At 46.8% G+C, this 24,329-nt stretch carries 21 protein-coding genes and 1 riboswitch; of the genes, 12 read left to right on the plus strand and 9 right to left on the minus strand.

The window, feature by feature from the left end; translation table 11 throughout:
- Positions 1–156 precede the first annotated feature (156 nt).
- The 4 genes from MMG82_RS19250 to MMG82_RS19265 all read right to left on the minus strand — a co-directional run bounded on the left by MMG82_RS19250 (position 157) and on the right by MMG82_RS19265 (position 6,355).
- Positions 157–885 (minus strand): HDOD domain-containing protein, encoded by a 729-nt coding sequence (locus MMG82_RS19250; RefSeq protein ID WP_037414412.1) that lies wholly within the window; start codon positions 883–885, stop codon positions 157–159.
- A gap of 261 nt (positions 886–1,146) precedes the next feature.
- Positions 1,147–3,105, minus strand: a complete 1,959-nt coding sequence (locus tag MMG82_RS19255) for a TonB-dependent receptor (RefSeq protein WP_047534524.1) — start codon at positions 3,103–3,105, stop codon at positions 1,147–1,149.
- Between the two features lie 108 nt (positions 3,106–3,213).
- Positions 3,214–3,443: riboswitch (cobalamin riboswitch) on the minus strand.
- A 134-nt stretch (positions 3,444–3,577) separates the two neighbouring features.
- Positions 3,578–5,020: a hypothetical protein gene (locus MMG82_RS19260; RefSeq protein ID WP_172590954.1), complete on the minus strand. Its 1,443-nt coding sequence runs from the start codon at positions 5,018–5,020 to the stop codon at positions 3,578–3,580.
- Positions 5,021–5,023: 3 nt separating this feature from the next.
- Positions 5,024–6,355 (minus strand): hypothetical protein, encoded by a 1,332-nt coding sequence (locus MMG82_RS19265; protein WP_047539812.1) that lies wholly within the window; start codon positions 6,353–6,355, stop codon positions 5,024–5,026.
- 204 nt (positions 6,356–6,559) lie between these two features.
- Here MMG82_RS19265 and rihA point away from each other — a divergent pair, with 204 nt between their 5' ends.
- The 3 genes from rihA (at position 6,560) to azu (ending at position 9,093) form a co-directional block, all read left to right on the plus strand.
- On the plus strand, positions 6,560–7,516 hold the full coding sequence (rihA, locus tag MMG82_RS19270; protein ID WP_037414420.1) for a pyrimidine-specific ribonucleoside hydrolase RihA: 957 nt from the start codon (positions 6,560–6,562) through the stop codon (positions 7,514–7,516).
- A gap of 18 nt (positions 7,517–7,534) precedes the next feature.
- Positions 7,535–8,446, plus strand: a complete 912-nt coding sequence (gene rbsK / locus MMG82_RS19275) for a ribokinase (RefSeq protein WP_037414422.1) — start codon at positions 7,535–7,537, stop codon at positions 8,444–8,446.
- Positions 8,447–8,616: 170 nt separating this feature from the next.
- The gene (azu, locus tag MMG82_RS19280; protein WP_055648145.1) at positions 8,617–9,093 is read left to right on the plus strand and encodes an azurin; all 477 of its coding nucleotides are present in this window, start codon (positions 8,617–8,619) and stop codon (positions 9,091–9,093) included.
- A 143-nt stretch (positions 9,094–9,236) separates the two neighbouring features.
- On the opposite strand, the gene MMG82_RS19285 is transcribed toward azu, so the two are convergent.
- Positions 9,237–9,542: a DUF3622 domain-containing protein gene (locus MMG82_RS19285; protein ID WP_037414426.1), complete on the minus strand. Its 306-nt coding sequence runs from the start codon at positions 9,540–9,542 to the stop codon at positions 9,237–9,239.
- Between the two features lie 352 nt (positions 9,543–9,894).
- Between MMG82_RS19285 and MMG82_RS19290 the strand changes: the two genes are divergently transcribed.
- Positions 9,895–11,163: a glycerophosphodiester phosphodiesterase family protein gene (locus MMG82_RS19290; RefSeq protein WP_241407296.1), complete on the plus strand. Its 1,269-nt coding sequence runs from the start codon at positions 9,895–9,897 to the stop codon at positions 11,161–11,163.
- 85 nt (positions 11,164–11,248) lie between these two features.
- Here the strand turns inward: MMG82_RS19290 and MMG82_RS19295 are convergent, their stop codons facing one another.
- Together MMG82_RS19295 and MMG82_RS19300 are read right to left on the minus strand one after the other, a co-directional pair.
- Positions 11,249–11,815 carry a phosphoribosyltransferase family protein gene (locus tag MMG82_RS19295; protein WP_011624046.1) on the minus strand — a complete coding sequence of 189 codons (567 nt, stop codon included), beginning with the start codon at positions 11,813–11,815 and terminating at the stop codon, positions 11,249–11,251.
- A gap of 333 nt (positions 11,816–12,148) precedes the next feature.
- Positions 12,149–13,915: an alkaline phosphatase D family protein gene (locus MMG82_RS19300; RefSeq protein ID WP_241407290.1), complete on the minus strand. Its 1,767-nt coding sequence runs from the start codon at positions 13,913–13,915 to the stop codon at positions 12,149–12,151.
- A gap of 269 nt (positions 13,916–14,184) precedes the next feature.
- Between MMG82_RS19300 and MMG82_RS19305 the strand changes: the two genes are divergently transcribed.
- Entirely contained in the window at positions 14,185–14,610 is a 426-nt protein-coding gene (locus tag MMG82_RS19305; protein ID WP_099456992.1) for a CBS domain-containing protein, read from the plus strand.
- Between the two features lie 79 nt (positions 14,611–14,689).
- Positions 14,690–15,295, plus strand: coding sequence for a DUF4274 domain-containing protein (locus tag MMG82_RS19310; protein ID WP_241407291.1), 606 nt, complete (start codon positions 14,690–14,692; stop codon positions 15,293–15,295).
- Between the two features lie 27 nt (positions 15,296–15,322).
- On the opposite strand, the gene MMG82_RS19315 is transcribed toward MMG82_RS19310, so the two are convergent.
- Complete coding sequence (locus MMG82_RS19315) at positions 15,323–16,684, minus strand: MATE family efflux transporter (RefSeq protein ID WP_241407292.1); 1,362 nt, start codon at positions 16,682–16,684, stop codon at positions 15,323–15,325.
- A 327-nt stretch (positions 16,685–17,011) separates the two neighbouring features.
- Between MMG82_RS19315 and MMG82_RS19320 the strand changes: the two genes are divergently transcribed.
- On the plus strand, positions 17,012–17,926 hold the full coding sequence (locus tag MMG82_RS19320) for an alpha/beta hydrolase (RefSeq protein WP_099456993.1): 915 nt from the start codon (positions 17,012–17,014) through the stop codon (positions 17,924–17,926).
- Between the two features lie 95 nt (positions 17,927–18,021).
- Here the strand turns inward: MMG82_RS19320 and MMG82_RS19325 are convergent, their stop codons facing one another.
- A complete protein-coding gene (locus tag MMG82_RS19325; RefSeq protein WP_241407293.1) occupies positions 18,022–18,504 on the minus strand; it encodes a cupin domain-containing protein in 483 nt (160 codons plus the stop codon).
- Positions 18,505–18,647: 143 nt separating this feature from the next.
- On the opposite strand from MMG82_RS19325, the gene MMG82_RS19330 reads away from it, so the two are divergent.
- The 5 genes from MMG82_RS19330 to MMG82_RS19350 all read left to right on the plus strand — a co-directional run.
- On the plus strand, positions 18,648–20,816 hold the full coding sequence (locus tag MMG82_RS19330) for a TonB-dependent receptor (RefSeq protein WP_241407294.1): 2,169 nt from the start codon (positions 18,648–18,650) through the stop codon (positions 20,814–20,816).
- Positions 20,816–21,277, plus strand: coding sequence for a thioredoxin family protein (locus MMG82_RS19335; protein ID WP_037414370.1), 462 nt, complete (start codon positions 20,816–20,818; stop codon positions 21,275–21,277). The genes MMG82_RS19330 and MMG82_RS19335 overlap by 1 nt, the downstream gene beginning before the upstream one ends.
- A gap of 358 nt (positions 21,278–21,635) precedes the next feature.
- Entirely contained in the window at positions 21,636–22,544 is a 909-nt protein-coding gene (locus tag MMG82_RS19340) for a GGDEF domain-containing protein (protein WP_241407297.1), read from the plus strand.
- A gap of 301 nt (positions 22,545–22,845) precedes the next feature.
- Positions 22,846–23,262, plus strand: a complete 417-nt coding sequence (locus MMG82_RS19345) for a hypothetical protein (RefSeq protein ID WP_047539835.1) — start codon at positions 22,846–22,848, stop codon at positions 23,260–23,262.
- A partial coding sequence (locus MMG82_RS19350) for a trypsin-like peptidase domain-containing protein (protein WP_241407295.1) occupies positions 23,246–24,329 on the plus strand: 1,084 nt, incomplete at its 3' end. The genes MMG82_RS19345 and MMG82_RS19350, both read left to right, overlap by 17 nt.

Raw genomic sequence — 24,329 nt, forward strand, 5'->3', positions numbered from 1 at the left:
TGGATCCATCATCTTCATCATAATCGCCTCGAATATTTAGCCCTAGACGATCTGATCACAATGCGGGGAATGAGTTCAAAAAAAATCCCTGAGCATTGTTCAGGGATTTGTGTATGAGAGACAGGCTATTGCAGGCTTTGTTTTTATGGGCGGTGCTTAGAGCGGGTTAAGCAATAAACCACGCATTGACAATACCCGGCGCAAAATTAACCCGGGGGAATTTTGATTACGGGTCTGGCGCAGATTGTGGGCGATCATAAACTCTTGGCGCAGATCTTGGTCAAGATCTAAGGCTTCAAAGGCTTCGATGGTTAAGGTTTGTTGCTGATTATCGATCAAAGACTTAATCACACTTAGCGGGAAAGATTGCTCAGAGCTGGCATTCAAATAAGCAAATGCGGTTAAGGCAATAATCTGGCCGAACACACTAAACAGCGCCAAGGTTTGCACCTCATCGGGGTCGATATCGACATCCGGCATATCAACTAAGCTGTCAACCGCATCAGTTGCTATATTTTCCGTGAGTTTCCAATAACCTTGCACCAACTTCTTATAGGGTTGAGGCAATTCATCGAGGCGTTCTTTCAAATAAAATGTAAAGGCGTAACGGTAAATATTAACTTGGCCCAAACGAATTAAGGCATCTTTTAAAGAGCGAGACTTAGGGCTAACCACACCAGAAGCTTGCGCCGAATTGCTGCGCATCAACATATGGGCCGCTAACGCGGGATCACTCGAAATAATATCGATCACATTACGAATATCGCCTTCGGCAAGAATGGCCTTTTTCAGTGGAATTAAGATCCCACGGCGGCCAATGACTTGCTCTTCATTCGCTATGATGGCTCTCACTTGAGTAAAAACCTGTTGCTCAAGATCTGTCATAGGACACTTTACACCTGTTAATTAGCTATAAGATGATTCGAATACCGCTCACATCATACCCAAACTACAAAGAATTTCAGCACTAAGTCGTAGAATAATTGCGTTAACCCTAAAGATGATGTGCTTTATAGTATAAGCAACGACTTAGCCTATATTACACCCGTAAAAATGATTTTTCTCTGCACCCAACAGCAGAAATAACAAAGCCAGACAACGTCTGGCTTTAAAATGCGCTAAATCACTTAATTATCAGGATTCGGCTTAGAAGCGGTAACCTACCGTCAAGCGAATATCACGGCCTCGGCCTGAGTAATAGCCGTCATAGGTTCCACCAGCATAATAACCAGCACTGACATAGTCTTTATCAAACAGGTTATCGATACGCAGGCTCGCTAACCAAGCGTCACGGGTATAGTTAAGTGCCAAGTTACCTAAGACATAACTAGCCAATTTATCGCCTTGGTTAGCATTATCGCCTTCGATAAAGCGATCGCCCGTATAAATCGCCTCGGCAAAGACTTGAAAATGTTCGGCAAAATCCATGCTGACATAACCGCGTCCCGAATGCTCGGCCACCCAAGACAATTTCTTGCCATCATTTACCCCATCGGTAAATTCGGCATCGATATAGTTGTACTCAAGACCTAGTTGCAACGCTTTAGTCACCTGCCAATCCCAATCGGCACTCGCGCCATAACGGCGTGAAGCATCGGCATTGACGTTAGCGCCTTGGAAGCTGCCCCCAACAGGTTTTTCAGCACTCGGGTCGAAGACAATTTCATCTTCTAAATCGAGGCGGTATAGGCTCACTCGCAAAGTTTGGCTGGCAACAGCCCAATCCCAACCAGCTTCATAGGAGCGGCCGGTCTGCGGCTTTAAGCCATACACATCTTTCGGAGTGTAGGCTTGCTCATCCACCTTAGCGAAACGGAAGTTTTCATCGCCACGTAGATAGAATCTGTGCTCGGCGCTCGGACGGTAATTTAAACCGAACTCGAATGCAGTGGCATCTTCATCTAAATCAATACCGTTTGGATACACATTGCCATCGACCAGATCGTCAGTCACCCGCGCGTAACGTCCGCCCACCACATAGCTTAAGGTGTGACTTAACGGCACAGTGGCTTGCAGGTAAGCACTTTGCATATCCTGCACGTTACTGCGCGCCATAGAGTCAAACTCGGCTTTACCGCGGCTGATATCCAAACCAGTCACTAGGTTTAGCTCACCTTGACGGGTACTGTAGTTGGCAAGCGCCTTAGGGCTAAACATCAGCAGTGAGCGAGTATTATGGCTCTGGCCCCAATTGAGTGAGCTGACTAAGGTATCGCTGTAATCTAGATCCGCCGCTAATGCCCAGTTTTGATTAAGCTGATGCTGATAGCCCGTACGCGCCGCAGTGGTCATTTCATGGGAATATTGCTTATCGTTCCCAGAGTAACGTGGGTTGTCTTTAAATTGATCTTTAGTCAATGCCCCTGGATTTTCGCGGTCATCATCGTAATAGCTGGTTTCGACAAAGAAAGAATCAGTCGCCGTTTTATATTGAATGCGGCCAAGGATAGAGCCCGTTTCATTGGCATTATGCTGACGATAGTTGTCACCTTGGTTGTAGCTTCCGGTCAAGAAATAGCGCCAATCCTTGTTGATTGCGCCAGACACATCGCCGCGACCTTCATAGGTATTAAAGCTACCGCCGGATAATTGCACGCTGCCACCCGTATTCTCAGGCGATTTAGTCACAATATTGATCACGCCACCCACGGCTTGATCGCCATAGAGCACGCCCGCACTGCCGGATAAAATCTCGATGCGTTCAACCTGATTTAAGGGAATTGCATTCAGGCTAGGCGCAGCAATATCAATGTTATTCAGACGGCGACCATCGAGCAAAATCAAGGTGTTGTTTACCGCAGCGCTGGCGCTAAAACCGCGCATCGCAAAGCTAGTACCAATATTGTTATCCGAAATTTGAATACCGCTCTGACCACGTAAGACGTCAGTCAAATTAGTCGCGCCACTCATTTCAATCGCCGCAGCATCAATCACATTCACATTAGCGGCAATATTTAACGGGGTCTTATCAGCACGACCAATCACCACGATATGCTCATCGACGTTGGCGGCATGAGTTTCATCAGCAGCCACAGCGGGCGCGATAATTGATACACTGCAAAGGCTGCCAATCAGCAGCGCAATTTTGGTTGGATGTGTTCCCATTTTACCTTTAACTCCTACAAGGAAAACGGGGCATTAGCGCCACGATACCGTTGATTCAGTAGAAAACACTGATAGTCACTATCGCATTTTGAGATCTGCCCACCGAAATCTCAAAAACACCTTTAGGGCCGGTCTCCGGACTTAGGCTATATCCATCTCAACTTGAGATGAACGCGAAACTGACCTTTACACACTCGATTTCAGTGTTCATCGTGAACGCCTATCAAATGCGGTCGTCTCTCACCTTTTACCGTTGCGGGGGCAGTGCCAGAATTTCACTGGCTTCCCGATTATCTCGCGACTTCATCATCGCAAGCACCACAGAAGGTTGACTCAAAATTAGGTTCAAAGGGCGTCAAACCTGTTAACGCCCAACAAGGCTCAGAATATTAAAGACCTAAGCGCGCGCATTATAGACGTCTATACGGATGAAAGTCCATTAATCTCAGATTGGCGAGAAAGCTCACATGAGTTAGAAAACGCCATCCCAGTTTTTTGCCGCTGGTTGGGGTCTGTCTTTACTTAAAATCGCCTGACGCTGCTCAGGGGTTTCGCATTGGGCAACCGGGCTTAAATCCAGCGGCTTAATCACTAACGAGTCAGCAGGTTGCACAGGCGACTTGTCGAACATGGGCAAATTCATCGACCAAGAGACCAACTCCCCCTTGTCGCTAATGCCAACATAACCGTCATTTGCGCCATCTAACCACGTGAGACGCGGAATACGTGCCATTAACTTTTCCACATTATCACGGTTGGCGCGATATCCAACGGGCACCACTTTGCCATCGGGACGCGTAAACACAAAGGAGGATGGTCCTTGAGTAATAACACTTCCTTCCTGCCAATATTTATCAAGAATCTCTTGGGCATAGTGAAACCCAAACATATACGCGTAGTCAGTGTCGTCGGCCACAATTTGCGGCACGGCCTTATCCCGCAGTAATAAAAACCCTGAGCCGACACTGATAATCTCCTTCACGCCTGTAATGTCGGTTTTTTTAATCCAATCGACACCACAGTTAATGCCATCGCCCCAAAAATGCGCATCCCCCGTAGGACTTAAAATCGCAAAGGCACAATTGTTTGCCGTCATACTCGCCACATCCTTTAAGGCGCTGCGGATCGAGTAAGCATCACTGCGCCAGCCCCAACTCACCACAGTACCGTCCTTTTTCAAGGCGGCATAGGTGTGTTGAAAATATTCGATCTTCGCCACATCCGTAAGCTGCGGGAGTAACTTTTTCATATTGGTCGACTCTTCAACCTGCCCCCAAATCACAGCACTGCCCTGTTTTTTAAGGGCGACAAAACTGCGTCCTCTGGCAAAGATATCGACGACATCAACTAATTGATCCTGCACATGCAAACTATTGCCGCCGTAGGGGCCATAACCCCAAGTATGTACCTTGCCTGTGGCATCTAGCGCGGCAATGGCCTCTTGATTGGCGAACAACTTGGTAATATTGGTCATGCGGTTTTGTAGGGCTTTGTCGAGGCGATATTTCCCCGCATTGCCCCAGAACACCACAGTGCCATCTTGACGTAACGCGGCAAACCCATCTTTAATCGAGACGATTTGCTTAACTTGCTTAAGCTGCTCAGTCACCTCGCGGCTATCGCCACCAGCATAGCTATCACCCCAAGTGATCACCTCACCGGATTGTGTTAACGCCGCAAAGGCCGAACTATTGGTGACCACAGTCTCGACAGCGGGTAAATCACAGGGAATATGGCGGTACTGTGGACTCGGATTTTCCTTAAATTGGAGCAGTTTACCGTTATCAAACTGCAATAAGGCTTCCTTATCATTTTCGAATACGGTTACGGGTTTCGGCTGACTACAAGCCGTTAATTGTAGGGCGATTAAGGCTGCTACCAATGCCAAAGGGCGAGGAATTGAATAAGACTGCATAACTTATTTCCTTGTCGTTGCTGAAAACGTGAGTTGTTGAATATGTTGCGCTACGTTATCCGATAATGACTCCATTATCGGCCTCAATGCGCACTGAAAACCATGACTCGCATCTAACCGAGATAATAATACTTGTGTATGTTTATCAATCACCTGAGCGCTGTCGAGGCTGAGTGTTTGCAGCGCCATTCTCTGGCCAAACGCCGCCAAGATCCGCGCTTGCACGGGGCTAACCGTTTGCTCCACCGCACTATGGGTATTATCGAGTACCCATTTAACTAACCAAAGTAAATATTCGATGCGGGCAGCAAGGTCGACACAGCATTGTTTTTCATCCTCCAAGCCAAAACTGAGCTCTTTGGCATAACAAAGTGCCTCCAATGCCTTGAGCTTTTCTGTGGATAATGTCAGTGCCAAAGGGAGCTGATAAGTGCGAGTTATCAGTACAAAGGTTGCCAAGGTTCTTGCCGACAAAGCTTGATTGCTACGGGCTAACATCGCGAGCGCCAAGTCGTGAAACCCTAAGGTACTCAAGCGATAAAAGCTAATCATCACAATGGATTCATCTATCGGTTCTAACTGTTTTTTGCTTGGCACAGATTGCATTTGGGCAAATAAGGCAACAAAACGCGGGTATAACTCACGGCAATGGCCGATATGATCGGCTGCTTCCCATACCAGAATATTCGCGGCGGGGTGACTCTTGTAGGTTTCAAGCAGATTGATAATCCCAGCGTAATCCTGCTGCAGTCCTAAACGCTTGACCATTGGCACATAACGACACTCAGCCCAACGAATTCTGAATAAGTTCAAGCAGAAATAACCGACAAACAAGCCAAATAATAAGCCTGCGACGCCAAAGCCAACGTCCAGTTTGGCGCGATCGCGGGTTAATTCAAGATTGGCGCTCGCCCGTGTTGGAGCATCAGGCAAGTAGCTCACAGCACTTTGCGCATAGTTGGGCACTAATGCCCCCGGCGTATCATCCTGCGGCGAGACTAATTGATAAGTTGCACGGCAATCCACACCATCGAGATCCCACTGACGAATATCCTCGCCCTCGGCGGTGTGATACTCCACCAAACACACCAATCTTTGGCGAGACATGCCGTTCGAAGCTCGTTCACTCCGATACTCAGTGTCAATCACCCGGCCAATGGCGACAGCACCACGCTCTTCAAGTTGATTGACCAACGACCACTTTTGCACGCCTTCCCACAGAAATAAGGCGGCAAAACTAAAAAGCAGCAGAGGGATACAGATTAAGAGTATTTCTAACCACCCCAAAAAACGAGTGGAGGTACTCGAGGTTAATTGACTAGGATTCACCAACACGCCAGAACGTCCTTATCATTCCATGATATTTAAGGCATTGAATATCTATCTTTATTGTGCCTAAAGCGGGCGCTATTGTAGCAGCTTATGAAGATAAATCAGAAAATGCTCACAGTTTATTGTAAAGACACTATTAGACTCACTGTCTTCACGCTTTAGCGTGCTATTCTAAGCCTCCATTGCGCTGTTTAAAGGAGTAACAGTATGACTCGTCCTATTATTCTGGATTGCGATCCTGGCCATGATGACGCCATTGCGCTCATTTTAGCCCTCGCCCATCCAGAGCTCGTTCCACTCGCCGTCACCACCAGCGCGGGTAACCAAACCCCCGATAAAACACTTAATAACGCCCTGCGGATCTTAACCTTATTAAATCGCAGTGATATTCCGGTCGCGGGCGGTGCGGTTAAACCCTTAAGCCGTGAGTTAATCATTGCCGATAATGTCCACGGCGAAACCGGACTCGACGGCCCAGTATTACCAGAACCCAGCTTTACGCCACAAAGCATCAATGCAGTTGAGTTGATGGCGCAGCAGCTGCGTCAAAGTGATAAGCCCGTGACATTGGTTCCCACAGGGCCACTTACCAATATCGCGCTATTACTTGCAAGCCACGCCGAATTACACGCCAAGATCGAACGCATTGTATTGATGGGTGGTGCAGCGGGTGTCGGCAATTGGACGCCTGCCGCCGAGTTTAATATTTTTGTCGACCCAGAAGCCGCCGATATCGTGTTTAAATCCGGTATTCCCATTACCATGTGCGGCCTCGACGTGACACATCAAGCACAGATCATGGATGAAGATATCGAACGTATTCGTGCGATTCCCAACCCCGTGGCTAAATGTGTCGCCGAGTTACTGGATTTCTTTATGATTTATCATAGGGATCCAAAATGGGGATTTGTGGGTGCGCCGCTGCACGATCCCTGCACTATTGCTTGGCTACTCAAACCTGAACTGTTTGATGCCCAAGACTGTCGAGTAGAGATTGAAACCCAGAGCGAATTAACGCTGGGGATGACGGTAGTCGACCGCTATCAGCTTACGGCTAAACCTGCGAATGCCACTGTACTGTTTGGACTCGACAGACAAGGCTTTGTTGACTTGTTAGTTGACAGCTTAGCGGCCTACACTCCAACGTATCTCAACCGCAGATGACACTAAGGTGAACCTTCCATGAGCCATATTCTCGTTATCGGCAGTGCCAACGCCGATCATGTCATGAATTTTGAGTATTTGCCCGCTCCCGGACAAACCCTAAAAAGCCGAAGTTATCGGCTAGAACATGGTGGCAAGGGCGCAAATCAGGCCGTCGCTTGCGCTCGCCTGTGTCTACCCGATTCTCGCGTGGATTTTATTTGCCATGTAGGCCAAGACGGTATCGGTAATGAAATGCGCAATAGTTGGCTCAAGGACGGTATACAAGCTGATGGCATCACTCAAGTTGCCAATATGAGTACAGGTACAGCGATGATTTTTATCGCTGAAAATGGCGAAAACACTATTGGGATTGCCGCTGGGGCTAATGCCCACCTCAGCCCTACCGAGTTAGAAAAACATTACGCCCTGTTTGCCAATGCGCAATACCTACTGATCCAACTCGAAACACCCACTGAGACGGTGAGTAATGCACTGCAAATGGCCAAACGTCTTGGTATCACCACTGTGCTTAATCCTGCGCCAGCGGCCACTCAGGAGCTGGACTACCTCAAATGGGTCGACATTATTACTCCCAATGAAACCGAGGCCGAAGCCTTAACGGGTATAGAGGTCAAGCATGAGGAAGATGCCAAACTCGCCGCCCAATGGCTACATCAACAGGGGATTGCGACGGTAGTAATCACCTTAGGCAGCAAAGGCGCATTTATCAGTAGCGCTGGCTTTACCGGGCTAATTCCGGCACTTGAAGTACGAGCCATAGATACAGTCGCCGCCGGTGATACCTTCAACGGTGCACTGGTTGTCGGCTTAAGTGAAGGTATGTCGATTGCCGCCGCCGTCGGCTTTGCCAATGCGGCATCGGCGATTACGGTTACCCGTGAAGGCGCACAACGCGCCATTCCCTACCGCAACGAAGTGCCGCGTTAATGCCTGATGAGTGCGGCAAATTGTCGCACTCAATCTCTTTCAATCAAAAGTTGTATATACATAATTTACATACCGAATTCATTCCCATTTAATGAATTCAACCTATGCTGAGCAGCGCATACTCGAGTCAAACGGCTCGATCCACCTTGTTCAGAATAAGGAAGTACCAGATGAAAGCGAAAAGCACCACTTTCCGTAACATGACTAGCGCAAGCCTACTCGGTCTAGGATTATTCGTCGCCAGCCAAGCGAGTGCTAACGAATGTGAACTCAAGATTGCTGCGACTGACGCAATGCAATTTGACACTAAAGAGCTATCTGTTCCTGCTACCTGTAAAGAAGTCACACTGACCCTAACGCACACTGGTACCCTGCCCAAAGCCGCTATGGGCCACAACTGGGTATTAACTAAAGCCGCAGATATGTCTGCCGTTGCGACCGATGGAATGAGTGCTGGTGCCGATGCAGCTTATGTTAAAGCCGGTGATACCCGTGTTATTGCTCACACTGCGTTAGTGGGTGGCGGTGAATCTACTTCGATAAAATTTAGTACTGCGGGCATGAGCCCAACTGAAGCTTACCAATTCTTTTGCAGCTTCCCAGGTCACTGGGCGATTATGCAAGGTAGCTTTAAAATTCAAGGATAATTCCATTGCCTAACAGCTACTTAGGGGAACACCTTAAGATGGCATAACAAAAAGCGGACCTTGGGTCCGCTTTTTGTTGAATGCAGATTGGCTCACAAGCCAGCTTGCCTTCGAGACTTTTGTTCCGAGATTTCTTCTGCGATTTATTCTTCGCCGAACTCGTCTTCATCATCAAAATCATCGGCGTCAGTTGCCGCTTCCGCTGCTAATGCAGCCGCTAATTTAGCCTTAGCTTGTTTCTCTGAGCGACGCTTATTACGCTCAACCAGTGTGCCTAAAAACACTTGCAGCTCGGCTTGACCCCAAGCTTGTGCCTCGGCCTCAGTCGCAAAACCATCATGGCTTTTCGACACAACCGTCTTAGTCGACGTCATACGACGAGTGATTTCCGTCTTCCAACCATTTTCAGCTTGAGTGACGCGAAAATCGTATTTTTTACCCTTGCTCATTCTGCTCTATTTCCTAAATGATGCTTGCCACGTTTGTCTTATCAAGCGATACAAACGCCATCATAAAACAAAAGGAGCGCAGTTTACTTGATTTCGGCACAGAAAGATCGCTTGCGAGAAAATTTTCATGCTTAGCACTTTCAAATAGCCGTAATAATCCCAAAAGTAACGCGACATGCTAGATGATTTTTCGCCCTAATCTTAGTCCTAAGCTCAGTATCAAGCTAGCGTAAAAGCGGCGGGCAAACGGTAACTTTTCTTGTTTTGATCATAAAACTGAACATATTTAGTCATCTAGCCATTTTAGAGTGTGAGGTGAATCCATTCACAAAAACTCAATCTAGGAAAGATGATGAAAACCTCTCCAATAACACGCTACATGCTATTTGCCACAACAGCTCTGCTTGCTGGCTGCAACAGTGATACTAAAGATAACGAGACCACAGCACCCACCACTCAAATGGTTGCAGCCCAAGTGGGTGAGCGGCCGCTGTTTCTGGTCCGCCAGATGCAAGACAGCACACTTAAAACCCGCTTAGAGCAATGCACCACCGATCATTTTTATCGCAGTGAGTTTTCCATCGGTCATCGCGGCGCGGCGATGCAGTTTCCTGAACACACCAAAGAATCCTACCAAGCGGCTATTGATTCCGGCGCGGGTATCGTCGAGTGTGATGTGACCTTTACCGCCGATAAAGCCTTAGTCTGCCGCCACTCTCAGTGCGATCTCGCCAGCACGACCAATATTTTGGCCATTCCAGAACTAGCCAATAAATGCTCTGTGCCTTTTACGCCCGCCGATCCGGCCAATGGCATTGCCGCCACAGCAACCTGCTGTACCAGTGATATCACCCTTACCGAGTTTAAAACCTTAAAGGGTAAGATGGAGGGCGAGAATCCCAAGGCCACCACTGTCGAAGAATTTATGAATGGTACGCCTAAGTGGCGCACGGATTTATATACGGGCAATGGCACCCTAATGACCCACGCCGAAAGCATTGAGATGTTTAAAAAAGCAGGTGTAAAAATGACGCCCGAGCTAAAAGCCGCGAGCGTAGCTATGCCCTTCGATGGTTTTACTCAGCAAGAGTACGCCCAGAAGATGCTCGATGAATATACCGCAGCAGGTGTCGATGCCTCACAGGTCTTTCCTCAATCCTTTATTTTGGATGACATTAAATATTGGGTCGCCAACGCGCCGGAATTTGCTAAACAGGCAGTATTTCTCGATGACAGGTACGATTATAACAACGCCTTCGATCCGCAAAATTCAGCGACTTGGTCACCCTCAATGGCGGATTTAAAGACCCAAGGCGTCGAAATTATCGCGCCGCCACTCTGGGTTTTAGTCGCCTTAGATGCGGATAAAAAAATCATTCCCTCGGAATACGCTAAGGCAGCTAAAGCCTCGGGACTTAAGATCATCACATGGTCGCTGGAACGTTCTGGTTTATTAAAAAATGGTGGCGGCTTTTATTATCAAAGTATTACCGATGCCATTGATAATGAGGGCGATACCTACGAACTACTCGATGTGTTAGCTAAAGATGTGGGCGTGATTGGCGTGTTTTCGGACTGGCCAGCGACTGTGACTTACTATGCCAACTGCATGGATTTATAGGCCAAAACAATAGGCGCTATTTCAAAACCGAGAAACAAAAAAGCGTTAGCAAAAACTGCTAACGCTTTTTATTAACACATCATTTTTATTTAAAAAGATGCTGAATATTTTTTAAATCGCCCTTACCTTCGGCAATTTCTTCCGGCGTTAAACCCGTCACTTCATGTGGGAACACTAACCAGTCTTCAGAGGCATGGATATAGTAATCAGGCTTTAAAGGCACAGCGGTATTCTTTGGCTTGTAATAAGGGCAAGCGATACGAATATCCTGCGGCATATTTAAGCGCATCAGTTGGCTTAACTTTTCCTTCAGCGCATGGATACTGCGGCCAGAGTCAAACACATCGTCCACAATCAGTAAGCTATCGCTGGCATTGGCATTTTCAACAATGTAATGCAGACCATGTACTTTGATTTCTTTGCTTTGCTTGTCGGTACCAATACCGTAGTAAGACGAGGTACGCACGGCGATATGGTCGGTTTCAACCTTCTTAAAGTCGAAAAACTCTTGTACCGCGATCCCGATTGGAGCACCGCCACGCCAAATACCCACGATAAACTGCGGACGAAATCCACTCTCATAAACCTGTGAAGCTAATAGAAATGAATCTTCGAGCAGTTGCTGTGCGGTAACGAAATATTTTTCTGACATGACACCGATCCCCATCTTAATTATTGATTTTAGGCGGCAAAGCGTAGCTTTTTACCTAGTAAGGTCTGTTCGGCGTCCAAAACACGAGAACAGCATTCTCTTTATAAGAGTCCTAGCAAGTGTAGGCAGCCGCCGAATTTTGGGAGCGAATTTTATACCAAAAAAAACCACCGTGCTGCAGTAATAGTAATAAGTTGTAGATTAACTGCGGTTTATTTTGCATTTTTAGGACGGAACTAACAAAAACGCGCAAAAAAAGGCCACCCAAAGGTGGCCAATAAGTAACGAGCACAAGCTCAACGCAAAGGATGGAGCTTAAGTTTGGCGCTTAAGTTAGCTCACTGGGTTGATAATATGTTCACCGACCTTAGTCATGGTGCTGTAGCTACGGCTGGTCGACTCTTCAAACTCCTTCGCCAGAATCGTGCTGACATAATGCCAGTCACTACGCACCGCTTCCTTAGTGAAGGTTAAGGTCATAAAACCGCGATCTTTGAGGTTGGTGTATTTAAGATCCGGCACCAACTCGACAATTGCCGCCTCAGTCGCGGGGATCTGCTCCACAGGCAGATTTAAATAGTATTCCAATCCTGGGGATGATACTGAGCTTGTGGCAAACTCCACCCCAACACTATTACCGTTAACGTCTTTAAGCTCATTCGCCCACGCGTTATGGGTGTCACCGGCGATCACCACTAGGTTGTGATTTTTCGATTTAGCCGTGCCTAAAATCACTTCCCTTTCATAGGCATAACCATCCCATGCATCCAAATTATAGGGAATAGATGGTAGTTGCAGCAGGGCAATCACCTCTGGCGTTAACAAGGCTTGGTTGGCCTGTAAATACTGTAATTCCGCCACCGTTAGGGTTGGATCATTTGCCGCTGCGCGGGCCGCTAACTTCGCCAGCGCACCAAGCATGGCGTATTGTGGAATGCTCATTTGCTGGGTGGCAATCGCGGCAGGTAGAGACATTTTGCCCATGAGGATCTGCTGACCCAACACCTGCCAAGTACCCGTGGCTTGCAATAAGGTGCCCTGTAACCAGAGCAACTGGGTTAAACCCAACATGGTGCGAGAGGTCGATGTCACATCGGCGCGGAAACGCTCACCATCGAAGGCGCCCGTGCTGGCATCCATATAGTCGGCATAGTCGAGCTGCTTATCACGGGCTAACACACGCGTATCGAGCATATGCAAATCAACCAGATTGCCGTAACTAAAGCTACGGTAAATCTCCTCATTGTTGCCCTCGCGCCATGGACGAATCGGCAGCCACTCGAAGTAAGCTTGCAACGCCGCTTCTTTGCGTGCCGCAAAAGTCCCTTCGCCTTCGTTATGATTCTCAGCGCCATCACGCCAAGTATCGTTTGCTACTTCGTGGTCGTCCCATACCGTAATAAAAGGCACTTTAGCATGCAGTTTTTGCAGGCTGGCATCGGTATGGTATTGGGCGTAACGGGTACGATAATCGCTAAGTGTTAGTAGCTCATTGGCGGGTAACACTTCACGGCCAAGCTCTGCCGCATGTTCGCTGGCATAACCACCACGGGCATATTCGTAAATATAATCCCCAAGATGCACCACGGCATCGAGATCATCCTGCGCCGCAGCCAATTCATACACGTTAAAATAACCCGCAGGAAAGTTAGCGCAGGACATAACGGCTAACTTGACTGAACTCACCTCTCCCTCGGGTAAAGTGCGGGTTTTGCCCACGACAGAGGTTTTATCAGCCGTCATAAAGCGGTAGAAATAGGTTTGTCCTGCACGTAAACCGCGGGCATCAACTTTAACCGTGTAATCACGATTAGCATTAGTGACCATCTCCCCCGTGGTCACTAATTGGGAGAACGCTGCATCACTGGCGACTTGCCAGCTGACTTTTACATCCCCCACAGAATCCGGCGTCACGCGGGTCCAAAGGATCACCGCATCCTGCGCGGGATCACCACTGGCAACCCCATGTAAAAACTGTGCGGGCACAGAGTTATCATCATTACTGTCACTACACCCCATTAGGCCGTAGGAAATCACTGCGGCACCAATACCTTTGGCCGATATTGCTAAAAAATCACGACGAGTCACGGTTCGTTTCATTATTATTATTCCTTTCTAAGATGAGGGTTCACTGGTATGAGGTCTAATAAGGCCCCGATTGTGAGACATCACTGTTACACATTTGTGACATCTTTGTCAGCCTTTTATGATTTCTTTTAATTCATAAGCTTATACTGGATGACGTACTTTATTTGTACAGCACTGGCACAAGCTATGATTAAGCTGCTAACATCGGATCAGTGGCAAATCGCTCAGCGTTTGGCCTAATCAGGACCAAATTCAGGGCATTGTTAAAAAAGGAATTTAGGATGAAAGTCAGCGATATTATGAGCACAGAGGTCATCTGCATCAGCGATGGTGCGAGCCTTAAAGATGCCCACCACTTAATGCAAACCCGCAGCGTACGCCATTTGCCGGTGATTTCTGAAACCGACGGGACATTAGTCGGTATTCTTACCCATAAAAAGATGATCGCCAGCGTATTATCTATGTTGAATAAATACGGCCAAGGCGCGCTCGATCGCAAGGAACGCTATACCCCCATAGCGACTGTGATGGACAAAGACTGCCAGCAGTTAACTGCGGATGAACCCTTAACCGTGGTGGTAGAATACTTTATCGATAATAAACTCGGTTGCTTACCCGTAGTCGATAACGATAAGAAAGTATTGGGGATTGTGACTTCTTCTGACTTTATCAAGCTGTGCCGTACCCTGCTGCAACAGCAAGCTTAACCTCTAATACTCGCCCAATTCCTCGCCAGCTCTCGCAGAGCTGGCGAGTGCGGTTATTTCAACATTCCTAAGGAAGCACGTGGCCAAGTTATTAACCCAAGAACAATTTATTCGCGCCTATGAATGCGCCGAATTAGGCTGTATTGCCAATCAGCAACAACTCGCCAAATTGCTTGCCGATCCCGATTATGACGCTTTACATGAATACAGCGCCTACTTTGGCAAAGCGGCGCCACAAATCACCTGTATCAGTGACTTACAAAGTATGGAGGAATTGCATTTTGTCGCGGGCAACTTGAATTGGGATGACCATGATCCCGATATGATCAGAGCGATTATCGAACATCCACTCTGCGATGCAGGTACCGCCTTATTACTCTACTGGTACGGACAAGGCTTTTATTACTCCACACCGGAGACGCTCGACACTCCATTTGGACAGCTATTTACAGATACCACCGAGCGTTTTGTTAAGCGCGGCTATGCCAGTTATAAAATCCATTTTGACCCGATTAAAGAATGTTTTATGCCCTCATTAGAGGATGTGTTGACGCGAGGTTACCAAATTCCCGGTGCGCTTTTTGCCCCCTACAGCACAATGGAAATCGAAACCGATGCAGGGCACCCAAGGTATCTGCAATTTAAAAATGAACTGCTGAAATCGGGCAAATGGGGCAACCAATAAGGGTTGACCTTTTATTATCAGAACGATTTAAGCTGAGGTTGCTGGCGGAATACGCGTAAAACGCTGCCAGCGACCCGAGCGCCAACGGTGTACCATAATCAAGCCTCGCACCCACTCGTCGGCCGCAACGGCAAGCCAAGCGGCAAGTACGCCATAACCTAAATGCAGCCCAAAGAACCAAGCTAACAGTACGCCAATGCCCCACATGCTAAACAGGCCCACGCGCACCGGAAACGCCACATCCCCCGCGCCTTTTAATGCCGAAATAATCACCAGATTGAAGACTCGGCCGGTTTCCAGCGCGATAGAGCCCAATAGCAGAAGTGCAGTAAGTTCAATCACTTCAGGATTTTCACTCAACCAACCCACAATGGTAAAACGCTGCCAATAAAAGGTTAACACTATGGCAAGGGAGACTATAAAGCCTACTAAGCAATACTTTTGCACCCGCACAGTGATCTCATCAAACCATTGTTTACCGACGTAGTAACCGGTTTGGATTTGCGCCGCCTGCCCCAATGCCACCGAAAAACAGTAAATAAAGCGACTGATATTCAAGCCATAGGTATAAGCCGTTAACGATAAGGTGCCCATCTGGCTGATAAAATAGATGATGGTCATCTGCGCCACATTGTAGGACAGCATTTCGCCCGCATTAAGCAAACCAATGCGCATAACGCTCCAATAGGTGCTGCGCGGCAATAACTTAAGTCGTTGCATTGGTAGCGGAATACGCTTACTGCGGATCACCGCCCGCATAATCAAGGCACCGATCATCTGGCTGGTCACAGTCGAAATCGCCACCCCAGTTACCCCATAAACTGGCAAACCAAAGGGAGAATAGAGGGCAATATAGTTACCGAGCACATTCATCAATCCCGTACTCAATGTGACCAACATAGCCGAGCGGGTAAAACCGTAACTACGTAAGATGGCGGCAAAGGCGATGTTCATCACCAGCCCGATACTTAAACTGCCGCAGATCAGCAGATAATCGTAACCATAGCCCGCAACCTTAGGCTCTAACTCAAATAAACCGATAATGCCGTGGGCACCGAAAAACATCGAGGTGCCCATAATCACGGCTAAACCTAAACTTAAGGCCACGCTGGCCACGCCAATATCGGTCGCCTGTTGGGTTCGCCCCGCACCATTATTTTGGCTGATCAGAATGCTGGCGCCCGTGCTCACCATCATGGACATCACCATCATAAAAAACATCAATTGGGTGGTGAGTCCGACCGCCGCAACCGCATTATCGGAAAAATGGCTCAGCATAAAAATATCGCTGATCCCGAGTAAGGATTGCAGCAATGTTTCGATAAAAATCGGCCAAGTGAGGGCGACAATGCCCATGCGTTGTTGCAGGGTTTTAGCTGGTGTGGCCACGTCCGATCCTTACCGCGGGAAGACAAGTGAAATAGCAATAGCACGCCAAGGCTGGCGAACGGTAATTTTCTTACATTTTTAGATTGTGCTCAATCCTTCATCAAGCCTAAAACCAGCCCCTGCAACCGTATTCATTGGGTGGAGCTCAATTCATTGAAGTCGAAAAACATCAGCAACGTCTCAATTAACAATCTTTAATCGACTGAAATAGCAGGGATTAATACCATATCACCCAATATACACTACCCTTTTTGATATTGAGCCGATACACTTTGCCGACCACAAAGGGCGATAAGCGCTCGCCGAATATATTCAGGGAAACTGCACATGAGCCAACGCTATTTAGAAGACGGAATTAAACAATTAGTGAGCGAGTTTATCGCCGCAGGTTGCCCTTCGGTCCGCGAGCAAAGCCTTGAGGAACGCCGCCAAGGTTACATCGCCAGCACAGTATTGGCAGGTGAGCCGGAGGCTGTGTTTGAGGTCAAAACCTTATCCCTTGAGGGCATAGAGTTAACCCTATTTAAGCCCTCGGCAGATAACAATTTACCCGTGGTTATTTACTATCACGGCGGTTGTTTTGTCAGCGGCGGCATCGCTACTCATAATCAGCAACTGCGTAAAATTGCCAATGATTCCGGTGCATTAGTGGTGGCGGTCAGCTATCGTCTCGCCCCTGAGCATGTGTACCCCGCAGCCCATGACGATGCCTTCAATGCGGCCAATCTCGTACAGCAACATTGCCAGCAATGGGGCGGTGACAACACTAATATCACTCTGATGGGCGACAGTGCCGGCGGCCATTTAGCCTTAGTCACTTGCCTACGGTTAAAGGCAAAGGGGGAATGGTTGCCTAAAAAACAAGTGCTTATCTATCCGATGTTGGATGCGACCGCCAAGAGCCAGAGTTATATCGACAATGGCGACAAGTACATTATCACCCGAGACACGCTGCTCACGGGCTTTGATATGTACCTCGACTGGCATCCCAGAACCGACGTTGAAGCCAGCCCACTGCGTAGCCAAGATTTAGCAGGTTTACCCGAAACTCACATTATTACCGCCGAGTTCGATCCCCTGTTAGATGAGGGCGAGCAGCTATTCCGTAACCTGTTAGATGCTGGCGTCGATGCCCATTGCCGCCGCTATTTAGGGGTGATCCACGGCTTCTTCCAACTCGCTGGCGTCAGCCAATCGGCACGTGATGCCATGGTGCAAGTAACCCACATTATTCGCACTTAATCCTCACTAAGCCGCATGTCTAAATAAAAGGCATGCGGCGATCGAATCCATTCAACGAATAACCTATTGCATGATAACGCAATGATCTAACGGCGCTATTTCGCCTCTGGTCGACTCAGCTTGTAGATCACATCTTTATGCTGCGGATACATGGCCAGTAAGGCTTCTTGGCTAAATAACTCAAAGTCATCGAAGGTAAAACCGGGTGATACCATACAGCCCACCAGCGAGAATCCATCTTGATTCATCGCCGAGCCAAAAATGCAGCCCTTAGGCACCAAAAACTGTGGTCTTTCGCCCGCAGCTAAATCGAGTCCTAACTGCGCCGTGGTCAGCTCGCCTTCGGGGGAAATCATATAAATCGTCAATGATTGCCCCGCATGGAAATACCACATCTCATCCGCCGTGAGTCGATGAAAATGCGACACTTCGCCTGTCCGTAATAAGAAATAAATGCTGCTCCATAGCTGTCGACTGGGGTCAAAGGCGGTTTCCGAGCGGTAGGAGGATCGGTAAAATCCCCCTTCCACATGCTGTTCCAGTTCTAAAAACTTAATAAAATCATCAGCATTTTGCATTTTTACGACTCCATTTAATACATGTTTATCGCTTTCAACGAGGGTTAATACATTTTTTAAAAAGATGTTGGAACTATGACTAAAGTCAAATAATAACAATTCTCATTTACATATAATCCTGCCACAAATTATTCTACGGAGAAATGAGAGTGAAGCCCACTTACCTTGCCATCCTTTTAGCCGCCGTGCTCCATCCCCAGTTGGCCAGCGCAGAAGATGTGACTAAACCTGAGCTGGAAAAAATCGAACGCATGAGCGTTGTTGGTGTTAGGCAAAGGTTAGAGCAAGCAGGAACCTTGGCTAACACTATCATGAAGACCGAAGTTATCGACGCCAGCGTTATTGAAAACAAAAATGCCGTCAACCTCTCCGAAGCGATTGATAACTCTCCCGGCGTCAAAGTCTCCAACGAATGTTCCATGTGTGGTGTTAAGCGCATCATGCTCAACGGTATGAAAGGCGAGCAAACCACCATTCTGGTGGATGGCTTACCCGTACACACCATGATCTCTGGCTATTATGCAGTCGATGCAATTCCAACAACTGGGGTTGAGCGGATTGAAGTCGCCCGTGGTGCGGGCGCATCGTTAATCGCCCCCGAAGCCATTGGCGGCACTATTAATATTGTGAGTTATGAACCCACCGAAAACGGCGCAGAACTGGATTTGTCCGCCGGTGAAAATGGCTACCGCAAACTGGGTTTCCTCGGTAAAGGAGTCACCGAAGATGGCCGCACCCGCGCGACACTCGTTGCACAATATGATGATAGAGATCAAGCCGATGCGGACAATAACAAAGTCAACGAAGCACCGATGCAGGAAAACCGTAGTCTGACTGGCCGTGTGTCCCACGACGTAACCGATGCCGATAACTTGGTATTGCGCGTTGCCAATATCCAATCGGAAATTTTTGGTGGCCCTATGTTAGGTAGCACCTTTGCCGATGGCACAGCCTCCAGCATAGGTAACGTGTTATCCGGTTATGATGGCCAACCAAGCGACACGCAAAATCTGTTTGAAGACGGTGACGTGCGTAAACGCTATACCGGCAAAGCTTGGGAAACCACAGAATGGATTAAAACCGAACGTAATGAAGCCTCACTCGCTTGGCTAAGGGAATTTAGTGACGACTGGAACATGCACCTTGCGGCCAGCTACGCCGATCACAAACAGGACTCTTTCTACGAAGGCTTCGATTACAGTGCCGACGACAAAATGTGGTTCTTCGATGCACGCTTTAACTATTTACTAAGCGAGAGTCAATTACTCACCTTCGGCGCCGACTTACGCACAGAAGAAATGCGCTCCCATTCCCGCTCTGGCAGTGCCAACCCTGACTATGTTTCCGACTCCTTTGACTATGATGTTAAAGGTCTTTATTTACAGGACACCTGGCAGGCGACAGAGTCTTTAGAAGTCGCCATGGCGCTGCGTTACGATACTATTACGGCCGATTTTACCGACCCTAATAAACCCGGCACAGAATTAGATGAATCGATCCTATCCCCGAGGGTTGATATTCGCTTACGCCATAATGATGAATGGACCTCGCGCCTATCCGCAGGCCGCGGCTATCGTGCACCTTTATCCTTCTTTGAAACCGACCACGGGATTTTAGACGGCTCACTCGGCTTTGATATTGATATCGACGAGCTAGAACGTTCCAACTCAGTTAACTACGCCCTGAGTTACGAGGGTGAACGTCTCACCTCCACCGCCTCAATAGCCTGGACCGAAGTCGAACATTTAGCAGCATTAACCACTAACGATCATGGCATTCCATTACTCACTCAATTGGATGAAAAAGCGCGGGTTATCACCAGCGATATCGCCTTAGGTTATCGCTTAACCGATGATATGAGCCTTAGCCTGACTGCCGAGCACTTTGATTATGACTCAGTATTCAAATCCTCCTATGCCATTGCGCCAGTTGAAAAACGCGTCACGCTCAGCATGGATTGGGATGTGAATGACTGGGAAATTTTTGCCAACCTAGTGTGGATTGGTAGCCGCGATCTCGCTGAATTTGGCTACGAAGGCTATAACCGTTTAGACGCCAATGGCCAAGTAGACCCTAGCTCGAAAAAGACAACAGATGCACCCGCTTATGTCACTGTAGATCTTAAGGTCAGTTATCAGCTTAACGATACCTTGTCACTCTACACTGGGGTCAGCAATCTATTTGACTACACTCAAGCAGGAGATGAAGACACACCGCTATTTTACGATGCAGAGGGCGCTTTCGACGTAGGCTATATCTATGGCCCACTGCGTGGCAGAGAAATCTATGCCGGCATCAAGTTTAGCTTCTAATGCGCTACATTTTTCTCCTTACACTGTTGTGCTGCGCCCTGCCGTTATCGGCGGCGCAGCTCACCCGTGACTATCAGTTTCAAGCTTTGCGGAGTCAACAAGTAACAGATTTGTCGCATCTCGAGGGGCATATCTCAGCATTGATGTTCTTCGAGCCGGAGTGCCCTTGGTGTATTAAGCAGGCAAACGTACTCAAACAACTGCATCAAAACTGCAATCAACCGATTCAGCCAGTAGCCTTGGGCGTCAATGGGGATAATCTAGCCTTAAAACGCGCCCTGTTTAGGCTCAATTTCCCCTTTGAAGCCTACCGCGCTCCGCCAGCTTTACTAAAGGAGATGGGCGGCATTCCCGCCACGCCAATCTTACTGCTGCTAAATGCCGAGGGAGAATTAATTAAAGGATATCGAGGCTTTACCGATGAACAAGAGCTCAAAACTCAACTCTGTCACCCAAGCTAATGCTCCGTTTTTGACGCTTAATACCAATCGTATTAAATATCTGTTCATTCCGCGGTAGTTCAACGCGCTTGAAGGCATAATGGTGCTCTGTCGAAAGCCTTAAACGCAGTATAAAGCGCGTTGCCATACAGTGAACATCAGCCGCCCTTCGGGAGCCACACTGGCATCCCACTTTAATAGCGTAACAAAACACCTTCAAATTTAAGCCATATTTAGCAAACATCAGATACACTTATTTTGTCATCCCGCAGTGTCTAATCCGTTACCAAAGGCACACTTACACAAAGAATCACAGCAACACTGAAGAAGGGATGCTAACACTGCCACTGAAGACCTCGGCTATGGGGGAGTTGGTTTGATGATCAATATTGCGCAAATGGCTTTAGTTCTGCATTCTTTGCCCGATCCGGCTTTTGTGATCACCCAAAGCGGCCGTTATATTGCCGTTTTTGGTGGTAAAGATGAGCGTTATTACCACGATGGAAGTGGATTAGTCGGCCTATATATCAGTGACGTATTACACGAAGAAAAAGCCAATTATTACCTCAGCATTATTGAACAAGCATTAATCAGCCGTAAATTGCTCATCGAAGAATATGAGCTCAGTAATAAGGATGTCAAAGGCTTATCCGATCAAGGTCCATCCGAACCCATCTGGTTTGAGGGACGCGTTCAAGCGTTGGATTTTCTTGTTGATAACGAGCCTGTCGTCCTTTGGGTTGCAAGTAATATGTCCAAACGCCATCAGCTTGAAGTCCAGCTACGGCAATTAAGCGATACAGACCAACTCACAGGACTATTTAACCGTCGCAGATTAGAGCGCGACTTAAACCTGCTGTTCGATAGCTATAGTCGGCACCGCATTCCCGCCTCGATCTTAGTGCTCGATCTGGACAATCTAAAATTGATCAACGATCAACTTGGTCACCATGCGGGTGATAACGTCATCATGGCAGTGGCCGACACTTGCAAGCAGCAATTTCGCAAAACCGACAGTGCCTACCGTTTTGGTGGGGATGAGTTTGTCGTCGCCCTGCCCGGCGTTGAATACGATCAAGCCATAGTGTTTGCAGAATTTCTCTGCGATTGCTGCTTCAAAGCACTACAAAAACACGCCGTAAAAGGGCTCTTCGCCACCGTCAGTATTGGTGTCGCCACCATAGAGGCGAGCGATAAATCCTACGAAGACACCTTAAAACGCGCCGATGCCGCGCTCTATCAAGCCAAGCGGAATGGTAAGAATCGCGTAATAGCCAATACGGCTTAATTTCCGACAATAGGATAGTATAGAGCTTGATATGAGTTCACCTTGCAATATATCACCCCCAGAATTTATGACCTTATAATCATAACACATTGTAATAAAACAAATTCAAACCAGCCTAATATACAAAAACATTTAAGATAAATATCAAAAAAACCAGTTATTGTAAGATTAATAAATTGATAGAGTGAATAAACTCATTTACAATTATTAACCCTATTTTACCTTAGACGACATGATTGCTTATACATAATCAAGTCAACAGAAAAATATTTACACTCAAAATTTAAACAAGGCTAATATAATGAGATATTCTCAGGAAGAGATGAAAACAGCATATAATAATGTTATGAAAAAATGCAAACCTATGGGTGCTATTTTTGGCGCATTGGTCGGTACCATTCCGGCGCTAGCAATTTATATATCATTTGTTTTTATGAATGTTAATGGACCTATTTGGATTTTATGCATTTTGCCTCCAGCTGTAATTGGCATGTTTTCACGCTTTGTTGGAAGAACCTTTAGACCAGAGCATCGTATCCCCACAGGGCTAATCGGAGCAATAACTCATATTTTAGGATGTTACATATTAGGAAGTGGAATAATTTTTTATCTATTAGCACCGATTAATTTTGCAATAGCAATGATAGCAGCAAAAACAAAGCTAAGCGAAGTAGAAGAATGGGCAATTTATCAAGCTGATATTGGAAAACTATCCTAAAAACATAATAAATAAAAATAAGAAAATGAGATTACTAAATATAGCATTATTCATTCTACTCCTTTGTAGTTTCCATGCCGACTCTACGGAACATTCTGTTAAAAGCTCAACGATAAGCTCCAGAATACAGATAAAAGATATCAATCAAGTATTACCAGCTCAAAGCGTAGGTATTCTGGTCATTACAAGGAATCGATTTAGCAAAGATACTCAATCACTATGTACGGGTATTCTAATTGCTGATGACTATCTTATGACAGCGGCGCACTGCATTATCGACCATATGACTGGTGAAGGTGTGCTCAATGCAGAATTTATTCCACAATACCTTGGCGATGGAAAGCAAATTCGTTCAAGAGTGTTTATTGAAAAAGGCTGGGTTCACAAAAAATACTTAACCACTGATTATAAAGATATTTTACAATTCAAAAATGGTTTAGTCTCACTCAATCGCAAACCAAATACGAGTGATTTAGCTATACTAAAAGTCACAAACAGCCAAACAGGATATGGCTTAGGGAAGCAGTACGGATATGTTTCCCCTATTGCAGCAGAAGATGTGTTAACCACTAAAAAACCTAATGTAAGTTTACTAAGTTATCCAGCAGATAAAAGTGGTAATACATTATGGTATCAACAATGTCACTTAACAGAGCACAAGTCATTAATAGGGAAGTTTGACTGCCAAATCTACTCGGGTTCTAGTGGTGCAGGATTGCTAATAAAGGCACCTAATTCTGATAAAGATAGAGTGTTAGGGATAGTTTCATCTTCATCTGATAATGGACTATCAGGTGCTGCGGTTCTTTTTTCTACTGAAATGATACAGGATATTCAGAATATTATTAAGAATCGCACTGAATTGATTAAAAATTTTAGCGCCGTAAAATTTAAAACAACACCTCGAACTTATGTGCATATTGAAAATCTTTGCAAAAAAGAAATTATTGCCATGGTATATTCAGAAGAAAATAATCAGGGAATGGTTTCTGAGAGTAAAATACCAGTTAATACATCCGTAATTTTTAATAGTATACAATCTAGAATATGGTACAGTCATATTAGAG

This window comes from Shewanella sp. MM_2022_3 (assembly GCF_022557375.1).
Taxonomy (GTDB): domain Bacteria; phylum Pseudomonadota; class Gammaproteobacteria; order Enterobacterales; family Shewanellaceae; genus Shewanella; species Shewanella xiamenensis.